Annotated in this window: 22 protein-coding genes and 1 pseudogene; 14 read left to right on the plus strand and 9 right to left on the minus strand. The window is 75.4% G+C overall.

What is annotated here, in order from left to right:
• The first annotated feature begins 370 nt into the window (after positions 1–370).
• The 4 genes from ACFY07_RS27465 to ACFY07_RS27480 all read left to right on the plus strand — a co-directional run bounded on the left by ACFY07_RS27465 (position 371) and on the right by ACFY07_RS27480 (position 3,489).
• Positions 371–1,384: an SCO0930 family lipoprotein gene (locus ACFY07_RS27465; protein ID WP_390872247.1), complete on the plus strand. Its 1,014-nt coding sequence runs from the start codon at positions 371–373 to the stop codon at positions 1,382–1,384.
• A gap of 179 nt (positions 1,385–1,563) precedes the next feature.
• On the plus strand, positions 1,564–2,046 hold the full coding sequence (locus ACFY07_RS27470) for a MarR family winged helix-turn-helix transcriptional regulator (protein ID WP_390872248.1): 483 nt from the start codon (positions 1,564–1,566) through the stop codon (positions 2,044–2,046).
• Positions 2,047–2,209: 163 nt separating this feature from the next.
• Positions 2,210–2,761, plus strand: a complete 552-nt coding sequence (locus ACFY07_RS27475; protein WP_390872249.1) for a sigma-70 family RNA polymerase sigma factor — start codon at positions 2,210–2,212, stop codon at positions 2,759–2,761.
• Entirely contained in the window at positions 2,758–3,489 is a 732-nt protein-coding gene (locus ACFY07_RS27480) for an anti-sigma factor family protein (RefSeq protein ID WP_390872250.1), read from the plus strand. Before ACFY07_RS27475 ends, ACFY07_RS27480 begins: the two co-directional genes overlap by 4 nt.
• Positions 3,490–3,566: 77 nt before the next feature.
• On the opposite strand, the gene ACFY07_RS27485 is transcribed toward ACFY07_RS27480, so the two are convergent.
• Both ACFY07_RS27485 and ACFY07_RS27490 read right to left on the minus strand, forming a co-directional pair.
• The gene (locus ACFY07_RS27485; protein WP_390872252.1) at positions 3,567–4,064 is read right to left on the minus strand and encodes an RNA polymerase; all 498 of its coding nucleotides are present in this window, start codon (positions 4,062–4,064) and stop codon (positions 3,567–3,569) included.
• Positions 4,061–4,864, minus strand: coding sequence for a cupin domain-containing protein (locus ACFY07_RS27490; protein ID WP_390872253.1), 804 nt, complete (start codon positions 4,862–4,864; stop codon positions 4,061–4,063). The genes ACFY07_RS27485 and ACFY07_RS27490 overlap by 4 nt, the downstream gene beginning before the upstream one ends.
• Before the next feature lie 180 nt (positions 4,865–5,044).
• On the opposite strand from ACFY07_RS27490, the gene ACFY07_RS27495 reads away from it, so the two are divergent.
• The 7 genes from ACFY07_RS27495 (at position 5,045) to ACFY07_RS27525 (ending at position 10,753) form a co-directional block, all read left to right on the plus strand.
• A complete protein-coding gene (locus ACFY07_RS27495; RefSeq protein ID WP_390872254.1) occupies positions 5,045–5,257 on the plus strand; it encodes a LysR family transcriptional regulator in 213 nt (70 codons plus the stop codon).
• A 638-nt stretch (positions 5,258–5,895) separates the two neighbouring features.
• Entirely contained in the window at positions 5,896–6,690 is a 795-nt protein-coding gene (locus ACFY07_RS27500; RefSeq protein WP_390872255.1) for an oxidoreductase, read from the plus strand.
• 80 nt (positions 6,691–6,770) lie between these two features.
• Positions 6,771–7,784, plus strand: a complete 1,014-nt coding sequence (locus ACFY07_RS27505) for an alpha/beta fold hydrolase (RefSeq protein ID WP_390872256.1) — start codon at positions 6,771–6,773, stop codon at positions 7,782–7,784.
• A 155-nt stretch (positions 7,785–7,939) separates the two neighbouring features.
• A complete protein-coding gene (locus tag ACFY07_RS27510) occupies positions 7,940–8,830 on the plus strand; it encodes an SDR family oxidoreductase (protein ID WP_390872257.1) in 891 nt (296 codons plus the stop codon).
• Between the two features lie 122 nt (positions 8,831–8,952).
• On the plus strand, positions 8,953–9,486 hold the full coding sequence (locus ACFY07_RS27515; RefSeq protein WP_390872258.1) for a hypothetical protein: 534 nt from the start codon (positions 8,953–8,955) through the stop codon (positions 9,484–9,486).
• Positions 9,487–9,842: 356 nt separating this feature from the next.
• Complete coding sequence (locus ACFY07_RS27520; RefSeq protein ID WP_390872259.1) at positions 9,843–10,253, plus strand: hypothetical protein; 411 nt, start codon at positions 9,843–9,845, stop codon at positions 10,251–10,253.
• A complete protein-coding gene (locus ACFY07_RS27525) occupies positions 10,250–10,753 on the plus strand; it encodes a group III truncated hemoglobin (RefSeq protein WP_390872260.1) in 504 nt (167 codons plus the stop codon). The genes ACFY07_RS27520 and ACFY07_RS27525 overlap by 4 nt, the downstream gene beginning before the upstream one ends.
• Positions 10,754–11,174: 421 nt before the next feature.
• Here ACFY07_RS27525 and ACFY07_RS27530 read toward each other — a convergent pair whose 3' ends face one another.
• Both ACFY07_RS27530 and ACFY07_RS27535 read right to left on the minus strand, forming a co-directional pair.
• Positions 11,175–11,489 carry a hypothetical protein gene (locus ACFY07_RS27530; protein ID WP_390872261.1) on the minus strand — a complete coding sequence of 105 codons (315 nt, stop codon included), beginning with the start codon at positions 11,487–11,489 and terminating at the stop codon, positions 11,175–11,177.
• Positions 11,485–12,249 (minus strand): annotated as a pseudogene (locus ACFY07_RS27535) (alpha/beta fold hydrolase); the annotation flags it as partial. The pseudogene ACFY07_RS27535 and the gene ACFY07_RS27530, both read right to left, overlap by 5 nt.
• A 697-nt stretch (positions 12,250–12,946) precedes the next feature.
• Between ACFY07_RS27535 and ACFY07_RS27540 the strand changes: the two are divergent.
• Positions 12,947–13,804: a class I SAM-dependent methyltransferase gene (locus ACFY07_RS27540; RefSeq protein ID WP_390872262.1), complete on the plus strand. Its 858-nt coding sequence runs from the start codon at positions 12,947–12,949 to the stop codon at positions 13,802–13,804.
• A 107-nt stretch (positions 13,805–13,911) separates the two neighbouring features.
• Positions 13,912–14,814, plus strand: coding sequence for an ABC transporter substrate-binding protein (locus ACFY07_RS27545; RefSeq protein WP_390872263.1), 903 nt, complete (start codon positions 13,912–13,914; stop codon positions 14,812–14,814).
• A gap of 129 nt (positions 14,815–14,943) precedes the next feature.
• On the opposite strand, the gene ACFY07_RS27550 is transcribed toward ACFY07_RS27545, so the two are convergent.
• Entirely contained in the window at positions 14,944–15,201 is a 258-nt protein-coding gene (locus ACFY07_RS27550) for a hexameric tyrosine-coordinated heme protein (RefSeq protein ID WP_390872264.1), read from the minus strand.
• Between the two features lie 133 nt (positions 15,202–15,334).
• Positions 15,335–15,982 (minus strand): hypothetical protein, encoded by a 648-nt coding sequence (locus tag ACFY07_RS27555; RefSeq protein ID WP_390872265.1) that lies wholly within the window; start codon positions 15,980–15,982, stop codon positions 15,335–15,337.
• A gap of 874 nt (positions 15,983–16,856) precedes the next feature.
• On the opposite strand from ACFY07_RS27555, the gene ACFY07_RS27560 reads away from it, so the two are divergent.
• Positions 16,857–17,504: a LuxR C-terminal-related transcriptional regulator gene (locus ACFY07_RS27560; RefSeq protein WP_390872266.1), complete on the plus strand. Its 648-nt coding sequence runs from the start codon at positions 16,857–16,859 to the stop codon at positions 17,502–17,504.
• A 148-nt stretch (positions 17,505–17,652) separates the two neighbouring features.
• On the opposite strand, the gene ACFY07_RS27565 is transcribed toward ACFY07_RS27560, so the two are convergent.
• The 3 genes from ACFY07_RS27565 to ACFY07_RS27575 all read right to left on the minus strand — a co-directional run.
• Positions 17,653–18,609 carry an MHYT domain-containing protein gene (locus ACFY07_RS27565; protein WP_390872267.1) on the minus strand — a complete coding sequence of 319 codons (957 nt, stop codon included), beginning with the start codon at positions 18,607–18,609 and terminating at the stop codon, positions 17,653–17,655.
• A gap of 498 nt (positions 18,610–19,107) precedes the next feature.
• The gene (locus tag ACFY07_RS27570) at positions 19,108–20,010 is read right to left on the minus strand and encodes a carbohydrate ABC transporter permease (protein ID WP_390872268.1); all 903 of its coding nucleotides are present in this window, start codon (positions 20,008–20,010) and stop codon (positions 19,108–19,110) included.
• Positions 20,007–20,353: carbohydrate ABC transporter permease (locus ACFY07_RS27575; RefSeq protein ID WP_390872269.1), on the minus strand; the 347-nt coding region annotated here is incomplete at its 5' end. The genes ACFY07_RS27575 and ACFY07_RS27570, both read right to left, overlap by 4 nt.

Here is a 20,353-nt window from a genome sequence, read left to right on the forward strand (position 1 = left end):
CGGGGCGTGGTGGGCGGCGGGGCGGGCCGGGGCGGCGGTGGCGGTGGTGGCCGCGGTGGTGGCCGCGACGGCGGCGGCGCCCAGGGCGGCGGCGGCGGTCAGGACGGCGCGGCGGTGCTTGACGGCGTTGATCATCATCGTTCCTTCGGAAGGCATGGGGTGGGCCGGCCCCCGGCCGATGGTCGGGGCACGTCGGCCGGGGGCCGGTCGGACACCACTGTGCACATAAAACTTGTGCACAAGCAAATCGCGCACGTGATTCTTACGTGATCCCGGACACTCCCCCATCGGGTGAACCGGCGGCCGGCCCCGGCCGTGTGGAGGCGGGGCGGCGCAGACGGCGCCGGCCCGACGAGGTGAGGACACGGTGATGAAGAACGGTCGCAACGCCCTGCTGGCCGGAGCGGTCGGAGCCCTGCTGCTCCCGCTCGCGGCGTGCGGGACGCAGGGGGACGGCTCGGCCGCACAGACGGTGAAGCCCGCCGCCGCGGCGGCGCCGGGCTCCGCGGCACCCGGCGGCGCCACCGCCCCGGCGACCGCGGCACCCGCGGCGGTGAAGGTGTCGGTGCGGCAGGACCCGCGGCTCGGCCCGCTGGTGCAGGACGGCTCCGGCCGCACGCTCTACCGGTTCGACAAGGACGCGCCGCGCCCGTCGGCCTCGAACTGCGACGGCGCCTGCGCGACCGCCTGGCCGCCCGTGCCGGCGGACGGGGCCTCGGCGGGTCCCGGGCTCAACCCCTCCCTGCTGGGCTCGGTGACACGGTCCGACGGCACCCGCCAGCTGACCCTGGGCGGCTGGCCGCTGTACGCGTACTCCAAGGACACGAAGCCCGGCGACACCACCGGGCAGGGAGTGGGCGGCACCTGGTTCGCCTCGGCGCCCGACGGCCGCAAGGCCGGGACCCCGCGCCCGGCCCTCGGCGTCCTGGACGCCCCCGGCCTGGGCAAGGTCCTGACCGACCGCAACGGCATGACCCTGTACCTGTTCACCAAGGACACCCCCTGGCCCATGGCCACGGCCTGCGGCGACGCCTGCCTGCAGAAGTGGACGCCCGCCCCGCCCGTCACGGCGGAGGAGGCGAGGGCCGCGGGCATCGACCCCGCCCTGCTGTTCACCTTCACCCGGCCGGACGGCACCCGGCAGGTGGCCGTGAACTGCTGGCCCGCCTACACCTTCAAGGGGGACACCGCGCCCGGCCAGACGAACGGGCAGGGCGTGGGCGGCACGTGGTTCGCCATCTCCAAGGACGCGCGCAACGACCGGGGCAGGACCGTGCCCGCGGCGGGGCGCGCCTCCGCCCCCGCGGCGTCCGCCCCTGCCGCACCCGCCGCCTCCGCGCCGGCCGCCTCCGCCCCGGCGTACGACTCGGGGTACGGGAGCTGACCGGACCCCTCGGACGCCGCGGCCGCCGGTCCCCCGACCGGCGGCCGCGGCGTACCCGGACGGACCGCTCCGCGGCCCGCCGCCTCGCGCACCTCGTGCACGATCCACATGTGCGCACGGAAAAGAGGTCGCAGCGCGTACGATGCGTACGGGAGAAGTCACCGGCAGGAGGAGGCACCATGGACGGCACCATCGGCGGACCGGCCGGGAGCCTCCACGACCCCCTCGTCGTGGACGACCAGCTCTGCTTCGTGCTGTACGCGGCCTCCCGGGCGATGACGGCCCGGTACCGGCCGCTGCTGGAGGGCGCCGGGCTCACCTACCCCCAGTACCTCGTGATGCTGGCGCTGTGGAACCAGGGCTCCCTGCCGGTCAAGAGCCTCGGGAGCACCCTGCAGCTCGACTACGGCACGCTGACGCCCATGCTCAAGCGGCTGGAGTCGAACGGGCTGGTGCGCCGGGAGCGGCGGGCCGACGACGAGCGCTCGGTGCAGATCTCCGTGACGGAGGAGGGGATGCGCCTGCGGGAGCGCCTGAGCGACGTCCCCCTGGCGATCGCCGGGTCCGTGGGGCTCTCCCTGGAGGAGGTCGGGCTCGCCAAGGACCTGCTCCGGCGCCTCACCGCGAACGTCACGGCGGCACTCGCCGAGCAGACCGCCTGACACCCGGACCGCGGTCGCGGCACAGGACCGCCCCCGTCCGCCCGCGGGCCGGGACGGAAAACCGGGGCAGGTGAACTCGCGAGGCCCCCCGTCCGTGTTGTGCATGAAGCCCCCACCGCCACTCCGGCGCCGGGGGCCGGGCACCACAGGACGGAGAGGACGGATGGCGGTACTGCGGTCGCGGAACCGACGACGCACGGGCGACGAGGCCCTCATCCGGTCGTTGTACGAAGAGCACGGCCGGGCCCTGCTGGCCTACGCCACCCGGCTGACCGGCGACCGGGGCGCCGCGGAGGACGCGGTCCAGGAGACGCTGGTCCGGGCCTGGCGCAACCCCGACGCCCTGGTCAACGGGAAGGGCTCCGTCCGCGGCTGGCTCCTCACCGTGACCAGGAACATCGTCACGGACCAGTACCGGGCGAAGGCGGCCCGGCCCACGGAGGTCGGGGAGTCGGCGGCCCCGCCGCCGCTGCAGCCGGACCACGCGGACGCCGTGGCGGACTCGCTCCTGGTCGTGGAGGCCCTGGACCGCCTCTCCGCCGAGCACCGCGAGGTGCTGCAGGAGGTCTACCTGCGGGACAGGTCCGTGGCGGAGGCCGCCGCCGTCCTCGGGATTCCGCCCGGGACGGTCAAGTCACGCTCGCACTATGCTCTCAAGGCGCTGCGCGACGCCTACGCGTCCGGGCGCACGGCGGGGAAGGAGTTTGCCGCATGAGCGTCCGACACGGAGGACAGCAGAACGACGGCCTGCGGCACGAGGACGAACGGCTCACCGGGTACGTCCTGGGCACCCTCGACCCGGCGGAGAGGGCCGAGGTCGAGCACCACACGGCGGAGTGCCCCGAGTGCCGCCAGGAGCTGGCGGAGCTCGCGGAGATGCAGCGCTTCCTGGGCGAGGTGCCGCCGGAGGCCTTCCTGGAGGGGCCGCCCGAGGGCGGCGACCTGCTGCTGCAGCGCACGCTGCGCCAGGTCCGGACGGAGGGCGCACGGCGGGACCGGCGGCGCTGGGCCGCGACGGGCGCGGCGGCGGTCGTGGCGGCCGCGGCGGTGCTGGGGGCGGGCGTGGCGGTCGGCCGGTCCGGGTCCCCCGCACCGGAGGCGCGCGCCCCCGCGGTCCCGGCGCCCGCGGGAGGGGTGAGGACGGCCTCGGTGACCGACCCGGCCACCGGCGCACGGCTGACCGTCGCGGTGGCCCCGGCCGCCGGGTGGGTCCGGGTGAGCGCCGCGGTGACCGGCGTCCGGGCCGGGGAGGACTGCCGGCTCGTGGTCATGGGAAGGGACGGCCGCAAGGAGGTCGCGGGCGGCTGGAAGGTGTCCCCGGCGGCCCAGTCCGCAGGGACGTCACTGACCGGGTCCGCGTCGATCACCCCGGCGGACGTGGCCGCGGTCGCGGTCGAGACCGCGGCGGGGAGGCAGCTGGTGACGGCCGCGCTCGGGAGCTGAGCCGTCCGCCCGGCCCGGCCGGGGATGCAGGATTGCTCCGGGTCCCGCCGTCCCCCGGGACGCGGGACCCGGAGCACTCAGAGCGGGGGCTGCTCCGTCCGCAGGACGGCGTGCAGCTCGGCGAGGGCGGCACGCAGGCGTGCCCCGGCTGCCGCGGCGGACAGGCCGAGGGTGTCGGCCGCCTCCTGGAGGGAGCGGCCGCGGCCGTGGATCTCGGCCAGCAGGCGGCAGTGCTCGGGGCGGAGGTGTTCGAGGGCCTGGAGGACGTCCGGCCACCGGTCGGCCGCGGCACCGTCGTGGGGCGGCGGTGCGTCCTCCGCCTGCGGTCCGGCGAGGGCGGAGCGGACCGCGGCGAGCAGCAGGCCGCGTACGGCACCCCGGCCGCGCACGAGCAGGTCGGGTCGCCGGGAGGCCGTGATCAGCACCTCCCGGACGGCCGCCTCGGCCTCCGGTCCGGGCCCGCCGGCGAGCCGCGCGGCGTAGGCGGCCAGCGCGCCGGCGTGGTCGCCGTGCAGCCTGCGGATGACGGACTCCTGGCGGGAATGCTCTCCGCCCCGCGCTCGCGGCACCCTCAATGCGCATCCGTTCCCGTCCGTTCGGAGGCCGATCCGGACGTCATTTTCGGAGAGGTGGGGGACGGGCCGGAAAATCCGGCCCGCATTCCCTCGGAAAAGCATTCCCACGGGACCGGGGAGAGGCGCGGCGGACAAGGAATCCCGACGGCCGGCGGAAGACGCGCACGCTCCTGCGCAGGGCTCCGCGGGGCGGCTCCTCCGTGCGGCGCGCCCCGGGGCGGCGCCGAGGCCCCTCCAGGTGCGGCCGGCGCACGGCCGATGCTCCTCAGCCAGAATAGTAGCAAGCCATTTAATTGCACACAAGTTACACGGTCGCAGCCGGCGTCCCGCGCCCCCGGGCGGCACGTCCGGGCCCGCAGGTCGGGGACCTGGGACCTGGACCCGCTGCGAAGCAGGTCGGAGCGCGGGCGGGGGCCGATGGTCTCGACGCCGTACCGCGCCGCGGCGGCGGTGAGGGCCGCGAGGTCCGGCGGGAGGGCGGCCTCCGGCGGCATGGCCGGGACGTCCGCCGGGATGCCCGCCCCGGCGACGAAGGCGTCGAAGCCGACCGGGGTGTGCAGGGCGAGGAAGCGCGCCTCGGGGCCGGTGACCACGAAGGAGTGCGCGAGCCTCCGGGGCAAGGCGGCCATCGCGCCGGCGGACGCCCTGCGCTCCTCGCCGTCGACGACGACCCGCAGCCCGCCGTCCATGACGAAGAACGCCTCGTCCTCGTCGCCGTGGACGTGCAGGGGGCTGGCGCAGCCGCGCCCCACGACGCGCTCGAGGAGGACATAAGCGCCACCGGCACTCCCCGGGCGCACATGCGGATGAGCGCGCCCGGGAACCAGGCGGCGGTCCGGTCGTCCTCGTCCTTGACGACCGGGAGGAGTGGGGAGCGGCGGGGCCCGTCAGGGCGGGAGAAAGTACTCATGCAGCCGAGCAAAACAACGTCACGGAGAATCGCCTGAGACATTCCCGGCATCGGCCTGCACGATATCTTGATGAATGACTTCGCACCGCATCCCGGCGACGGCCTCCGGCAGGTGGACGCCCGACTCCTCACGGTATTCGCGGCCGTCGCGGAGGAACTCCGTTTCGGCAGGGCCGCAGCACGGCTGTCCATGGCGCAGCCCGCGGTCAGCCGCCAGGTGCGGGCCCGGAGCAGGACCTCGGGGCGGACCTGTCCGTCCGCACGACCCGGCGGATGGAGCTGAGCCCGGCAGGCTCCGCCGCGCCCACGGAGGCGCGCCGGGCGATACGGCAGGCGGCCCGGGTCCGCGACGCGGCCCTGCGGGCGGCGGGGCAGGGGGCGGCGGCGCGGGCGGCTGACGCGGGACGCAGGGGACGGCAGGCGCGCACGGCGCGCTCGACGGCCGCGGCGGACAGGAGGTGCGGGCACGTGTCCGCCGGGCCGGGGGTGCGGTCCGGGTCCGGACCCCGGATCACAGCTCGCCCGGTGTCCAGGCCTCCCCCATCGGATGCGGGGCCTGCGGCTCGGGGGCCGAGGGCAGCGCGGGGCGCTCCGCTGCGGCCTTCACCGCACAGCGGACCTATCGCCCTCACCGGTCCGGGGTCCGCGGACCGGCGGCCCGCCGGGATCCGCGGCACACCAATACTTGCTTGTTCATTCCAGAATCAGTACGGTGGTGTCACGACACCCCGCCGGGACTCGGCGGCGGAGAGGCCGGGCGGCAGCGACCACACCGCCCGCCCCCGGGACGCACCCTTGGGGGCCACCCCGCCGGAGGCGGGCTCCCCACCCGCCGGACACCCGCCCGGGGCACCCCGCCCCCAGGACGCCCGAGCCTTCCGCACCATCATTATGTATCAATCAATCCAGAAAGAAGCAGCCATGGACCTGCACCTCAAGGGCAAGACCGTCGTCGTCACCGGCGCCAGCCGCGGCATCGGCCTCGCGACGGCCGTCGCCTTCGCCGCCGAGGGCGCCCACGTGGTCGCCGGCGCCCGCAGCCCCGGCCCCGGTCTGGAGGAGCTGGCCCTCACCCACGGGCTGGTCCCGGTGGCGGGCGACCTGGCCACCGCCGAGGGCGTGGAGCGGCTCGTCGCCACCGCCGTCGAGCGCTTCGGCGGCGTCGACGTCCTCGTCAACAACGTCGGCGCCGTCCAGCCGCGGCTCGGCGGCTTCCTCTCGGTCACCGACGAGGACTGGCTGGCCACGCTGAACCTCAACCTGATGAGCGCGGTGCGCACCTGCCGGGCCGCGCTGCCCTCCCTGCTGGCCTCGCGCGGCGCGATCGTCAACGTCAGCTCGGTCAACGCCTTCCTCCCGGACCCCGGCGTCATCGACTACACCGCCTCCAAGGCCGCGATGACCAACTTCTCCAAGGCCCTGTCCAAGGAGGTCGGGCCGCAGGGCGTCCGCGTCAACACCGTCGCCCCCGGCCCGGTCTCCACCGACATCTGGGAGGGCGCCGGCGGCATGGCCGACCAGATCGCGGGCGCCATGGGCGTGGACCTGGAGACCGCCGTCGAGCAGGCCGTCGCGGGCCTCGGCGGCTTCGCCACCGGCCGCTTCACCCGCCCCGACGAGGTCGCCGACCTCGTCCTCATGCTCGCCAGCGACCGCACCGCCAACATCACCGGCACCGACGTCACCATCGACGGCGGCCTCGTCAAGACCCTCTGACACACCCTCACCACTCCCCCGCCGCCCTGCAGATCCGCACACCCGCACACCCGCACACCCGCACACCCGAGGAGACCGCCGTGAAGAAGACCGTCATCACCGCCCTCACGTCCGGCGCGGCCGCCGCCGCCGCGATCACCGCCCTCGTCCAGGCGCCCTCCACGGCCTGGGCCTCCGGGGAGGACAGGGCCGCCCCGGCCGCGGCGGCGTCCGCGCACCGCGGCCCCCGCCCCGCGGTACCGGCCGGGTTCACCGAGCGGAAGGTGGAGGTCGGCGACGTCCACGTCAACTTCGTCGAGGGCGGGCACGGCAGGACCCTCGTCCTGGTCCACGGCTACCCGCAGACCTGGTACGAGTGGCACAAGGTCCTCCCGGCGCTGGCCAGGCACTACCACGTGATCGCCCCCGACCTGCGGGGCGCCGGCGGCAGCGACGCCCCCGCGGCCGGCTACGACAAGAAGACGATGGCCGCCGACCTGCACGGACTCCTCGTCAAGCTGGGCCGGGACCGCGACATCCGCCTGGTCGGCCACGACATCGGCACCATGGTCGCCTACTCCTACGCCGCGGCCCACCCCCGCGACGTCGCAAAGCTCGTCCTGACCGAGGCCCCGATCCCCGACAGGGGCGTGTACTCCTTCCCGTCCCTGACGCCGCAGGGTGCCGGCTTCTGGAACTTCGGGTTCTTCAACGTCACCAACGGCCTCCCCGAGCAGACCGTCCACGGCCGCGAGGCGCAGTGGGTCGAGCGCTTCTCGGACATGCTGGAGTACAACAAGGACGGCGTCACCCCGCGTGACGCGCAGATCTACGGCCACTACCTGAAGGACCCCGCCCACCTGAGCGCGAGCTTCAAGTGGTTCCGGACCCTCAACCAGGACGTCGCCGACAACGCCGTCAACGTGAGGACCAGGCTCACCATGCCGGTCCTCGCCCTCGGTGCCCAGTACAGCCTCGGCCAGGCCGTCCCGGACCAGGTCCGCACCTACGCCACCGACGTGACCGGCGGCGTCGTCGCCGGGTCCGGCCACTGGATGTGGGAGGAGAAGCCCGCCGAGATGACCGAGCGCCTGCTCGACTTCCTGGGCAGGTAGCAGGGCGGAGGCCCGCCGTCCCGCACGGGACGGCGGGCCTCCGGCATGGGGGGGGAGGCGGCGGCCCCGTGCGGACCGCGCCGAGGGGGAGGAGCCGGGGCCCCGCGGAGGCGGGCCCCGGGAGTCCGCACCGCACCCATGACGGGAGAAGAACCGTGCAGAACCGGCGGATACCCGTCACCGGCGCCTCGAAGGGCACCGGCAGGGCCCTCGCGGACCAGCCGGTGCGCGAGGGCCGCACCCCGGTCGGGACCGCCCGCACCGCACCCGCGTCGCTCCCCGGCGAGCTCCACGAGGCCGACCTCTCGGACCGGGAGGACACCGCCCGGGTCCTGGCCGACGTGGCGGCGGCAGGCCGTGTCGACGCCGTGGTGAACAACGTGGGACTCGTCCGCGCGGCCCCGGTCGGCGCGGTCGACCTGGCGGACCTGGACGCCGTGCTCGACATGAACGTGCGGGCCGCCGTCCGGATCGTCCAGGCCGCCCTGCCCGGCATGCTCGCGCGCTCGTGGGGCCGGATCGTCAACGTCGCCAGCCTGGTCGCCCTCGGCCTGCCGGAGCGGACCTCGTACGGCGCGGCCAAGGCGGGGCTGGAGTTCCTGACGCGGGGCTGGGCCGGCGAGCCGGCCGCGCACGGGGTGACGGTCAACGCCGTCGCCCCCGGCCCGACGGAGACCGAGCTGTTCCGGGAGAGCAACCCGCCCGGCTCGGCCAGGGTCGAGCGCTACCTGGCCGGCGTCCCGATGGGCCGGCTCGGGCGTCCCGAGGAGATCGCGGCCGCCATCGCCTTCCTCCTCTCGGAGGACGCGGGCTTCGTCACCGGGCAGGTCCTGCGCGTCGACGGGGGCTCCGGCGTCGGCCGGGCCGCCGCCCGACCACCGCCCCGGGCACCGCGGCCGTCCGTCCGGGGTGCCCGGCGCCGCCACGCGGCGGGCACCGCCGGTGCCGCGCCCCGGCAGCGCGCCGCCCCGCATCGCCGCCCCGCATCGCCGTCCCGAAGGCGGTCGGGTCCTCGGCCCGCCGGTGCGGGCCCGTCCTCGGGATGACGCACATCACGTGCCTTCAAGTTCAACATTGAACGAACTTGTTCTAGGCTGGCGAGTGTCCCCACAGGGACAGGATCGATCGCCCACACACCACCGTGCGGGGCGCAGCAAGGAGAAGGACCATGCGAAACCGCCTGGTGCGCAAGGCCGCCGTCGCGACCGCACCGATCATCCTGGCAGGTGCCGCCGCACTGGCCGTGGCACCGACGGCGGGCGCGGCGCCCGACCGGCCCGCGGCCACCGCCGCCCGCGCCGCCTCAGCCACCCCCGGAAACCCCGCGCGGAGCACCTCGCCGCACATCGAGGACCTCGCGGCAGGCGGAGTGCGGGCCGACGGCAGGACCCACGAGGCGGCCGTCCGGCTCCCCGCCCGGACGGCAGGACCCGCGGCCGTCCAGATCCTGCTGGCCCCCTCCGGGGGCCGGACGTACCTGTCGCCCGGCGACGCGCGCGTGGAGCGCCGCGACCCGGCCACCCACCGGTGGGAGCCCGTCCGCCTGGGCTCCCAGACCGGCACGCTCTACTCGGCGCTGCCGAGGACCGGCGATCTGCCCCGCGGGTCGGCCGTCGTCCACTACCGGGTCACGTTCACCCGCGCCCTGCCCTCGGCGGAGGACCGGGTCGCACTCCTGCCGCGCCTGGCGCTCTACCGCTAGCGGCTGCACAGAGGACCTCCCGCACCCGGCTCCTTGCCTCCGGGACGCGGGAGCACCGCCGGCCCACGGGACGGAGACCGGCGGCGCAAGGGGTGCGGCGGGCACCGCACCCCACTCGGCGCCCGTCCGCCCCACGGCACCACGCCGTGGGGCGGACGGGCGCCGACCGTTGTCCGGGCGGCCCTTGTCCGTGCGGCGCCCTCCTCACCGGTGGACCGCGCCCCCCGGCGGCAAAATATGCATATAGTATACATGTTTTAAGCCCAGGCCGTGCACCGCCCCCCGGCGGCACGGCCCGCCCCGTCCGCGCGCAGTGCGCTCCTCCGCACCGCCCCGGAGCGACCCGAGGAGGCGTCATGGACCTTCCCCACGCAGCCGCCGCGCTCTGCTCGGTGTGGCTCGGAGCCCTCGTCGCCGTCTCCTTCCTGGAGGCGCCGCTGAAGTTCCGCGCACCGGGCATGACCGTCCCGGTCGCCCTGTCGGTGGGCCGGCTGGTGTTCGCGGCGCTGAACCGGATGGAACTGCTCCTGCTCACCGCGGCCGTGGCCGCGGGCCTCGGCTGCGGACGCACGGCGGTGCTCGCCCTCCCGGCCGCGCCGCTCCTCGCCCAGGTGCTCCTCCTGCGCCCCCGCCTGGACCGGCGGGCCGTCCGGGCGATCGCCGGCGAGTCCGTCCCCCGGTCGCGGCTGCACGTGGCGTACGTGGCCGCGGAGGGGGCCAAGGCCGTCGCGCTGGCGGCCGCCGCGGTCCTGCTGGGGACGTCGTGAGCGGCGACGGGCGGGCCGGGGCGCACCCGGAGGCCGGACGGCCCGACATCCGGGACCGCGCCGACGTGGAGGCGTTGGTGGCCGCGTTCTACGGACGCGCGCTGGCCGATCCCCTCATCGGCCCCCTCTTCACCGAGGTGGCCCGCGTCGACCTGGCCGTCCACCTGCCGGTGATGGCGGACTTCTGGGAGGGGATGCTGCTGCGCCCGGGCGCCTACCGGCGCAACGCGCTGCGGGCCCACACCGACCTGCACGCACGGAGCCCGCTGCGCGCGGACCACTTCGCGCGCTGGCTGCTGCTGTGGACCGGGACCGTCAAGGAACGGCACACCGGCCCGGTGGCGCGGCGCGCCGTCGCCAAGGCGACGGACGTCGCCGCCGCACTGCTGCGCCGGACGGCCGGCGGCCCGGGGCCCGGAACGGACCCGCAGCCCGGACCGCGGCCGGGACCCGTGGACGTCGCGATCGGCCCGCCGCCGGAGGGCCGCCCGACCTCCTGAGCCCCGGCCCGCCGGCCACGCCGGCGCGGCACGCCGGCCGCGGGCACCCGCCCGCCCTCCCGGGGACCGCCCTGCACGAGTCGCTGCGCATCGACGCCGGCGAGCTCAGCCCCTTCGGCGTCCGCCCCCGGGGGCAGCGGCCCTGCCCGAAGGGGAAGGAGCGCTGGCCGGAGCAGGCGGCGGCCCGGAGAATCGACCCGTCCGCGACGGTGGACGGCCCGACTCCGACACCGGGCCGTCGCCCGCAGCCGGGGAAGGCCGGGTGGTGCCGTGCGGACGGGAGCGGCGAGCGGAAGGTGACCCGCGGACCGCTCCGGCCCGCCGGGACACCCGGTCAGGGCCCGCCGGGGTCCGCCGCTTCTCCCCCATGCCGGCGGACCCCGGTGCACCGGGGCTGGCCCGGGGAGGGGAGACCGCCGGCTCAGCCGGCGGAGCGGTGCGCCCGCGTCCTGCGCCTGCGGGCGACCGCGACGAGCCCGGCTCCCGCGGCGACCAGCGCCGCCGCCGTCCCTGCGGCGGCGGCCGTACCGGCCCCGGTGGCGGCGAGCTCCGTGGACGACTCGTCCGTCGCACGGGTCGCGTCCGCCGCACGGGCCCGGGCGGCGTCGACGATGACGCGTTCGACGGCCTCGGGGTGGGAGAGCATCGGGACGTGCGAGGAGTCGATCTCGATCGGTCCGCGCGTGCGCGCGGCGCGCCTCGAAGCGCTCCAGCTCCGGCGAGATGGCCTTGTCACGGGTGGCGACCACTGACCAGGAGGGGATGGTCCGCCATGCGGCCGCCGTCGCCTTCCCGGCGAAGGCGGCGGCGTCGATCGGGCGCTGGGCGGCGGCCATCACCGCGGTGGTGGCGGCGGGGAGGTCGGCGGCGAAGACCCGGCGGAGCATGTCGGGCTTGATGCAGAGGTCGGTGCCGGTGGTGCCGTCGCCGTTCGTGAAGGGCACCGGCAGGAGCGCCGGGTTGAACTCGCTGCCGGGGAACCGGGCGGCCAGCGGGCCGAGGACCTCGCCCTTGTCCGGCATGAAGGCCGAGACGAAGACGAGGGACTTGACGGCGGGGTTGCCCGCGGCAGCGCCGCTGACGACCGCGCCCCCGTAGGAGTGCCCCACCAGGACGACGGGCCCCTTGATGCTGCGCAGGACGCCGGCGAGGTAGGCGGAGTCGGCGGCGAGGCCCTGGAGGGGGTTGGCCGGGGCGACCACACGGTAGCCGTCGCGCTGCAGGAGCCGGATCACCGGGTTCCAGCTGGACGCGTCGGCGAAGGCGCCGTGCACGAGCACCACGGTGGGGCGGACGGCCGGCCCGCCGCTGCCGTCGGAGACGGCGGCGGGGACGGCGGCGGGGACGGCGGCGGGGACGGGGGCGGGGACGGGGGCCGCGGGGACGGCGGGGAGGGCCGACGCGCAGGGCGCCGCCGACGCGAGGGCCAGTGCGGCCAGGGCGCACGGGAGCGCCCGGCGGGAACGGGGGCGGCGGCGGTCGGAGGACGGGTTCACGGTCGGCCTCTCCCTCGGGGGAGGGGAGCGGAGTAGGGATGCGCGCCAGCCTCACCGCCCTCCGCCGACCGTGCGATCCCGGCTGCGGCGGACAGATGACGGCGGGGGGCCGGACGGGTGGACGCACCGGGCGGCACGGTTCGGTCCGGGGAGGGGCGTGCGGCATCCGGGCACCGGGCGGCCGACCGGCCCGCAGGGCCTCTCGTCCCGGTCACGCCGCCGGTCCTCCCGGCGGGCGCTCCGGGCGGCCGTCCATGGACCGCCCCGGGATCCCGCGGGCGCCCGGGCGGCGACCGCGGCGGGAGGTCCGCCGTCCCGCGGATCCCGGCGGCGCGGCATCCGGGGCGGCGGGGCGCGACGCCTTCCCGGCCGGGTACCGCGCGGCACCCGGGACGGGTGGCCCCGGTACCGCCCCTGCTCCCCCGCGCCCGGCGGTCGGGCCGCCGGGCACGCCTTCCCCCGCACGGGCGGACATCCGCTTTTCGCAGGGGGGACGACCGAATGCGGGACGCGGAGGACGACGGAATGCGGGACGCGGGGGCGAAAGGGCAAAACCGTTAATCCATCGGGCACCTGATGGCATGACAGACGGATGCCGGCAGTTCGCGCCTGATTCAATGAGGCCGCCCCCACCGGGGCCTACCTGCCTGGCACAACGGCCGCCGTCCGGGAGGCCGCGCGAAGAAAGCGAAACCCTGTGGGCTCCAGAATGAACGACGTCCCGGTACTCCTCCACGGCGAGGACCTCGTCGACGGAAAGGACGCCGGATCTCTCTACGACAGCCCGCGGGAGATATCGCGCTACCTGCTGATGCACTACGGGCGGGCGGAGGACGTGTTCGGGGACGCGGCCCACCCGCTCGCCGCGGCGCACGGGTACACCCGCCGGCTCTCCGAGGCCGTGCACGCCTGCGCCGTCCGCACCGGCACGCGCGTCGCCAGGGCGCTGGACGTCGGCTGCAACGTGGGCGGCGCGACGCACGCCATGAGCACGTGGGTCGAGGAGTCGGTGGTGGGCGTCGACATCAGCGCCCGGGCCGTGGAGACCGCACGCACCCTCACCGAGCACTCCGGGGGGACCTTCGGCGTCGCCGAGTCGGGCCCCTTCGTGCGCGAGGTCGCCTTCCGCCTGCCGCCGGCGGAGGGGCGCGCGGCGGTGGCGTTCGCACTCGGCGACGCCGCCGCCCTGGACGTCCCGGAGCAGCCCTTCGACGCGGTGCTGCTGTCCAACGTGCTCGACCGGGTCGAGGACCCGGCGGCCTGCCTGGAGCAGTTCTCCGCATCCGACGCGCTCCTGCGGGAGGGCGGGCTCCTCGCCGTCGCGTGCCCCTGGTCGTGGTCGTCCGCGTTCAGCCGCCCGGAGCGCTGGCTCGGCTCGCAGGACGGCTCCACGACGAGCGAGGAGGGCCTCAAGCACCTGCTCGCGGACCGTTTCGACCTCCTCGGGGAGGGTGACGAGCCGGGCGTCCTGCGCCAGAACCCCCGGGAGTACGACTACTTCGAGGCGCACGTCACGGTCTGGCGGAAGCGCCCCTCCGGACGCCGCGCGGCGTGACCGGAACCCCTGGGGCCGCGGCCGCCGGACCACCCGGGCGCCGCAGGCCTGCGGCCCCTTCACCCACCTCAGCCAGGACCACCGCACCACCCGATGGGAACTCGAGCATGTCCATGCCCCCTGCGCCCCGCCGTCCGATCGCCGTGGGGGCCGCGCTGCTCTCCGGCAACCTGCTGCTGTGCGGGTGCGGCTCCCTCGGCGGCGACTCGGGGGGACGGCTCTCGGCCCGCTCCTACCTCCCGCAGTCCTACCAGGACTCCAAGGTGATCACCGTGGGGAGCGACCTCACCTACGCCCCCATGGAGTCGGAGGGGCCGAACGGTGCCGTGGGCTTCGACCCCGACCTCGCCGAGGTCCTGGGCAAGGAGCTGGGCGTGACCTTCAAGTTCGAGAACACGTCCTTCGACTCGCTGCTCCCCGGCCTCGCTGCGGGGAAGTTCGACATGGTGATGTCCGGGATGACCGACACCCTGGACCGGCGGCTGGGCGGGAGCAAGGACGGGAATCCGCGCTTCACCTTCGTCGACTACTACATCTCCGGCACCTCGCTGCTCGTCCGCAAGGGCAATCCGCGCAGGATCCAGACGGTCGAGGACATCTGCGGCAAGCGCGTCGCGGTCCAGCTGGAGACGACCCAGGTCGACCTCCTGAAGCAGCAGGCGGACAAGTGCCGGCTGCAGGGCGCCCCGCTCCCCTCGGCCGTCCAGAAGGAGAACAACCAGGTCACCCTGGACCAGGTGCGGGTGGGCAACGCCGACGTCCAGATGACCGACACCCCGGTGGCCCTGTTCAGTGCGCAGCAGAATCCCCGGCTGTACGAGGTCCCCAACACCCTCTTCGACGAGGCGCCGTACGGGATCGCGGTCCGGAAGAAGGACGAGAAGCTCGCCAAGGCCCTCCAGGAGGGCATCAACAACCTCATCATCGACGGCCGCTACCAGCAGGTCGTCGACAAGTGGAACCTGGCGGTGGGCGCGATCCACTCGGCGACCCTCGACGGAGGCTTCTGACGGTACGGGCGGGTCCGGCGCCGGCGGGCGGGGGAGGCACCCCCGCCCGCCGGCGCGGCCGTCCGCGGCACCGGCACGCCGCGGGCGGCGCCCGCCGGGCGGCCGGAGGGCGGTCGGGACGGTCCCGGCTCAGCTCCGCCAGTAGTTGTTGGCTGCGGCGACGGTCGCGAACTCGACGGCCACGACGTGCGCGGCGCGGATCAGGCTGTCGGGGGTGGTGGCGTAGTCCGGCCGGCCGCCCTGGAGCACGTCCAGGTCGGGCTGGATGGTGTGGATGGTGTGGCGCGCGATGTCGAAGGCGAGTGCGCGGCCCTCCTCGGGCGTCGGAGTGATCAGCGAGTTGCCGGGCACCTTGATCAGTGCCTCGTCGGGGACCCTGTTCGTCATGCCACCGATCTACCGCCCCGGCCGGGGAGGCACCTCCCGGGGAGCGGCGAACGGGTGCACCCCTCCCCCTGTCCGGGGGACGCCGCCCGGACCAGGCGCCGCCGTCCGGCCCGGCGGGGGGCCTGCCGCGGGTTCAGCCGGGGTCCTGCCACAGGTCGGGGCCGAACACCTCGTGGCCGATCCCCTTCGGGGTCAAGCCCGCCCGGACGAGCGCGGGACGGAGCTCCCGGGTGGAGGAGCCCGGGCCGCAGAGGTGGGCGCGGGTGCCGGGCGGCAGCTCCGGCTCCGTCAGGTCGACCGGCCCGCGGCGGGCGTGGGCGGGCGCGTCCTCGGTGTCCTCGTACCAGACATCCTCGTACCAGACGTCCTCGTACCAGACGTGGAGCCGCTCCCCCAGGTCCCGGACGCAGCGCTCGACGTCGAAGCGGAGCGGGTGCGTCCAGGCGCTGCGGTCGGCGTGGACCACGGTGACGGGACGCCGCGGCCCGGTGGCGCCCAGACGCCTGAGCATGCCGACCAGCGACGTGGCGCCGATCCCCGAGGAGGCGAGCAGCAGCGGCGCGTCAAAGTCGTCCAGGACGACCTCGCCGAAGGGGGGCGAGACGAGCAGGGTGGACCCGATGCCGACCCGGTCGTGCAGGAAGGAGGACACCTCTCCCGCCGGCCTGCCCCCGTCCGAACGGCTCCTGCGGACGGTGATGCGCCAGAGCGGGTCCTCGGGGGCGGAGGAGAGGCTGTACGGGCGCAGCTGGAAGGCGCCGTCGGGCAGTTCCGACGCCACGGTCACGTACTGGCCCGCGGCGGGGGGCGCCGCGCACGCCCGCCCGAAGGCGCCTCCCCCCTGACGGCCCCGGAGCGGATCCGCTCGGGCCCGCACAGCGCCCGCCGGAGGCGTTGGGGCACTCGGCCTGCCCCGGGTGACCGGGGCGCTTGAAGCGCCCCGTGGAGGCGGCGAGCATGGAGCGGCCCGCGGCGGCGGCCGGACCCCGGCGCCGGCGCCGCCCTCGCACCCGGACGCCACGGACGCCGCACGAGGCACGGACGGCACGGACGGCACGGACGGCACGGACGGCACGGACGGCACGGCGCGGGATGCGCGGGACGGCGCGGGATGCGCGGGACGGCCCGTCAGTTCACCTCCCGGGACAGGAATACCCCTGCAGGCAGAAGATGTGCCCGTTCACCAAGAACCTGCAGGTCAGAGCCCTAGGGGCGCCTCGCGCGACTGGCTGCGGGACGCGGTGATATTTATTCTCGCCCCAGCGCCGGAAGTCGTTGTGGCAATTGATGGCCACGCGTCCGGGCTCCTCGGGGATGAGAGTCGGGAATGGCTCGCCCCAGCATGACCACAGAGGCGGAGAAGTCGACATGAGCCATGGCTCCAGAAAGAACACGCCACTGATTCGAGTTGCTCCCCGCTGCACGGAAACGCAGGACGGGCGTACACATCGGGTCTTTCCGTCCGCGGACCCGTCGCATTCCTTTCCGGGGCGGCGGCGGGCCGGCTGCGGAGCGGTCGCGTGCCTTGGCTCCCGCGGCCGGGGACGGCGGCCTGGAGGCTCTGCGGCACCGTGCGCCCCGGGTGCGGTGTCCGCGTACGGCGGTCTTGGCACGGATGCCGAACGTCTCCCGGCACGGGGCACGGAGGAGGGGTGTTGACACAGCGGGAGACGACCGCACAGCCGCTCGGCGTCGCCGTCCGGACCGACGACCCGCTCACCCGTGACGGCGTCCTCACGCTGCTGCGGGCCTGCCCCGAGGTCGAGGTGCTCCCCCCCGAGCTGTCCCACACGGCGGAGGTGCTGCTGGTCGTGGTCCGGCAGGTGACCGTGGAGACCCTGCTGTGGATGAAGGCCGCGTCCCTGCAGTCGGCCGACCGCAGGCTGCGGGTCGTGCTGGTCGCCGAGGGGATCGGGGAGTCCCAGCTGATGCGGGCGATCGGCTACGGGCTGGTGAGCTTCCTGCTGCGGCCGCAGGCCGGGTTCGACCAGGTGCTGCAGGCCATGATCGCCGCACGGCGGGGCGCGTCCGACATGCCCCGCGACCTGGTGAGGCGCCTGGTGGAGGAGTTGCGGGCGTTGCAGAACGGCGTGTCCGGGTCGGGGTCCTCGGCGGGCCTGGACAGCCGGGAGGTCGACGTCCTGCGGCTCCTCGCCGAGGGCTTCGACACGGTGGAGATCGCGAACAAGCTCAACTACTCCGAGCGGACGATCAAGAACATCATCCACGCGGTGACCCGGCGCCTGAACCTGCGCAACCGGACCCACGCGGTCGCGTACGGGATCCGCTCCGGCGTGCTCTGACCGTGTGCCACGACGGGCACGCCCCGACCGGGGCGTGCCCGTCGTGGCACATGTGGCACCGCCCGGTCGGCGCGGCACCGGACGGCGCGGGACAGGACGGCACCGGACGGGACGGCACCGGGGGCGGCCGCGGGCGGTCCCTTCCCCGTCAGGCGTCGGCGGGCTCCCGGAGGTCCTCCTGGACGGTCCCGGACCGGAGGTAGGCGGGGACGGCGGGGAGCAGCTCGCCCGTGAGGGACTGCGGCTCCGGACCGGAGGAGGCTCGCGGACCCGGGAAGGCCAGCGGACCCGGGGCGGGGGGGATCTCGGGGGCGAGGGCTGCGGCAGGAGCGGGGGCCGCGGAGGACGTCCCGTCACCGCCGCGGACCGGGGCGGGGGGCGACAGGACCGGCTCGTGCGAGGTCATCAGCAGACGGGCGAAGAGGACGGCGAAGAGCTGCAGCCCCAGGGCGGCGACGGCGACGGGGAGGAACGAGGCTGCCTGCAGCCCCCCGGTCTCCGACAGGTCGGGGGCGACCGCGACGGCGCTGTACACGCCGGGCGTCAGGGCCTGCGCACCGGTCACGGCGACGCCCATGAGCACCGCGGCCGGCCACACGCCGAGCCGCACCGGGAGGCGGGAGAGCACCTCCAGCGCCAGGGTGCACGCCGCCGTGGCGGCGGCCAGGCAGAGCAGCGCCCCGGGCACGTCGGTGTCGAGCGGCCCGGGAAGGTGCGCGGCGGACATGCCCGCACGCTCCACCGCGAGCACCGCACCGGCGAGGGCGGCGCCGGCCAGGAACCGGGAGGCGGCCGGCCTCCTCCACCGCTCCAGGACGCGCACGGCCCCCGCGGCGAGCAGGACGGCGGCCGCCCACCCGACGGCCTCGGCGGAGGCGTCCCGGTGCAGCGGGGCCCCTCCCACGGCCGCGCCGACCAGGGCCATGCAGTGCGCGCTCCAGGCCGTGGTGCCGAAGGAGAGGGGCGCGAGCACGCGCCACACGGGGGTCGGGCCGACGCCGGAGAGGAGCCAGCGGAGCGCGGCGGCCGTCAGGAGGGCGCCGGCGACGGCGACGGCGGCTGAGGGCGCCAGGGCGCCGACGGTGAGCGTCTGGTGGGGTGTCACGGATCGTCCTCGGACTCGGTGGAGCCGTCCCGGCCGGCACGGGGTCCCGCCGCGGGCGGCGGGGCCGGACGCGCTGCGCGGACCGTCCGGTGCGGGCCCGGGGCGGGCGCTGCTGTGCGGAGGGGAGGATGCCGGCGGCCAGCGCGCCGAAGCATCTCCGCAGAGGAGGTTAGCCAGCCCGGAGGGTTTGTCCGGGAGGAAATCCCGTGCGGTCTCCCGCACTGTACGAACGGACACGAACCTTGCCCCCGGACGCATCTCCGGCGAACCGGAAAAGGGCATGGGAAAATCGGCGGGGGCGACCGGACGTCACCTTTCACCCGCCGTTTCCGAAACGTTTTCCTCCCGCAGGAGGAAATGCGTCCGGGATGCACGGCCGTCCGGGACGGGCCGTGGATGCGTCCGTTTTCCGCGGGACCCGGCCGGGGGAGGCGCCTCCCGGGGCTGCGGCGGCCGGTGTGGTACCGGCCGCCGCAGCCCCGCCCCCGGGAGGAGGGGCTACTTCACCGAGCCCGCCATGACGCCGTTGACGAACTGCTTCTGGAAGGCGAAGAAGACCACCAGCGGAATGATCATCGACAGGAACGCCCCCGACGCGAGGACGTCGATGTTGCTGCCGAACTGCCGGACCTGCTGCTGGAGGGCGACGGTGATCGGCGCCGAGCCCGCGTCGGCGAAGATCAGCGCCACCAGCAGATCGTTCCACACCCACAGGAACTGGAAGATCGAGAGGGCCGCGATGGCCGGGCCGCCCAGGGGCAGGACGACGGTGAGGAAGAGCCGCAGCTCGCCCGCGCCGTCCAGCCGGGCGGCCTCCAGCAGCTCGCGCGGGATCTCGGCGAAGAAGTTCCGCAGCAGGAAGACCGCGAACGGCAGGCCGAACGCGACGTGGAAGAGGACCACGCCCGTGATGCTGCCGAAGATCCCCAGGTCCCCGAAGAGCGAGGAGACCGGGAGGAGCGCGGTCTGCACCGGCACCACCAGGAGGCCGACCACGAGGAGGAAGAGCCAGTCCCGGCCGGGGAACTCCGTCCAGGCGAAGGCGTACCCGGCCAGCGCGGCGACCAGCACCACCAGCACCGTGGCGGGCACGGTGATCAGCACCGTGTTGACCAGCGAGCCGGTGACGGCGTCGTTGGAGAGCAGCGCCGCGTAGTTGTGCAGGGTGAGCCGGGAGGGGTCGGCCAGCACGTGCCACCACCCCGACTGCTGGATGTCGGCGGGGTCGCGCAGCGAGGAGGCCAGCAGGCCGACGGTGGGCACCAGCCAGAGCAGCCCGGCGGCGAGGAGGACGGTCCGGGCCGCGCCGCCCGCCGCTCGGGCGGCGGCGCGGGCGGCGAGCGACGGCCGGGGTGCGGCCCCGGCGGGGACGGCGGGCGGGGCTTCCTGAAGGGTCGTCACCGTCGGTTCTCCCTTCGGAAACGGCGGATGTTGAAGAGCATCGCGGGGAGCACCAGCAGCAGCAGGACGATGCCGATGGCGCTGCCCGCGCCCTGGTTCCCGCCCCCGCCGAAGGAGGACAGGTAGAGCTGCAGGGCGAGGACGTTGGCGTCCTGCTGGGTGGAGCCGGGGGCGATGATGTAGACGAGGTCGAAAACCTTGAGGACGTTGATGACCAGGGTCACCAGGACGACGCCGAGGACCGGGGCGAGCAGGGGCACGGTGATCCGGCGGAAGACCTGCCACTCGCTCGCGCCGTCCATCCGGGCGGCCTCCAGCAGTTCGCGGGGGACGGCGGTGAGCC

Source organism: Streptomyces sp. NPDC001380, from assembly GCF_042895785.1.
Taxonomy (GTDB): domain Bacteria; phylum Actinomycetota; class Actinomycetes; order Streptomycetales; family Streptomycetaceae; genus Peterkaempfera.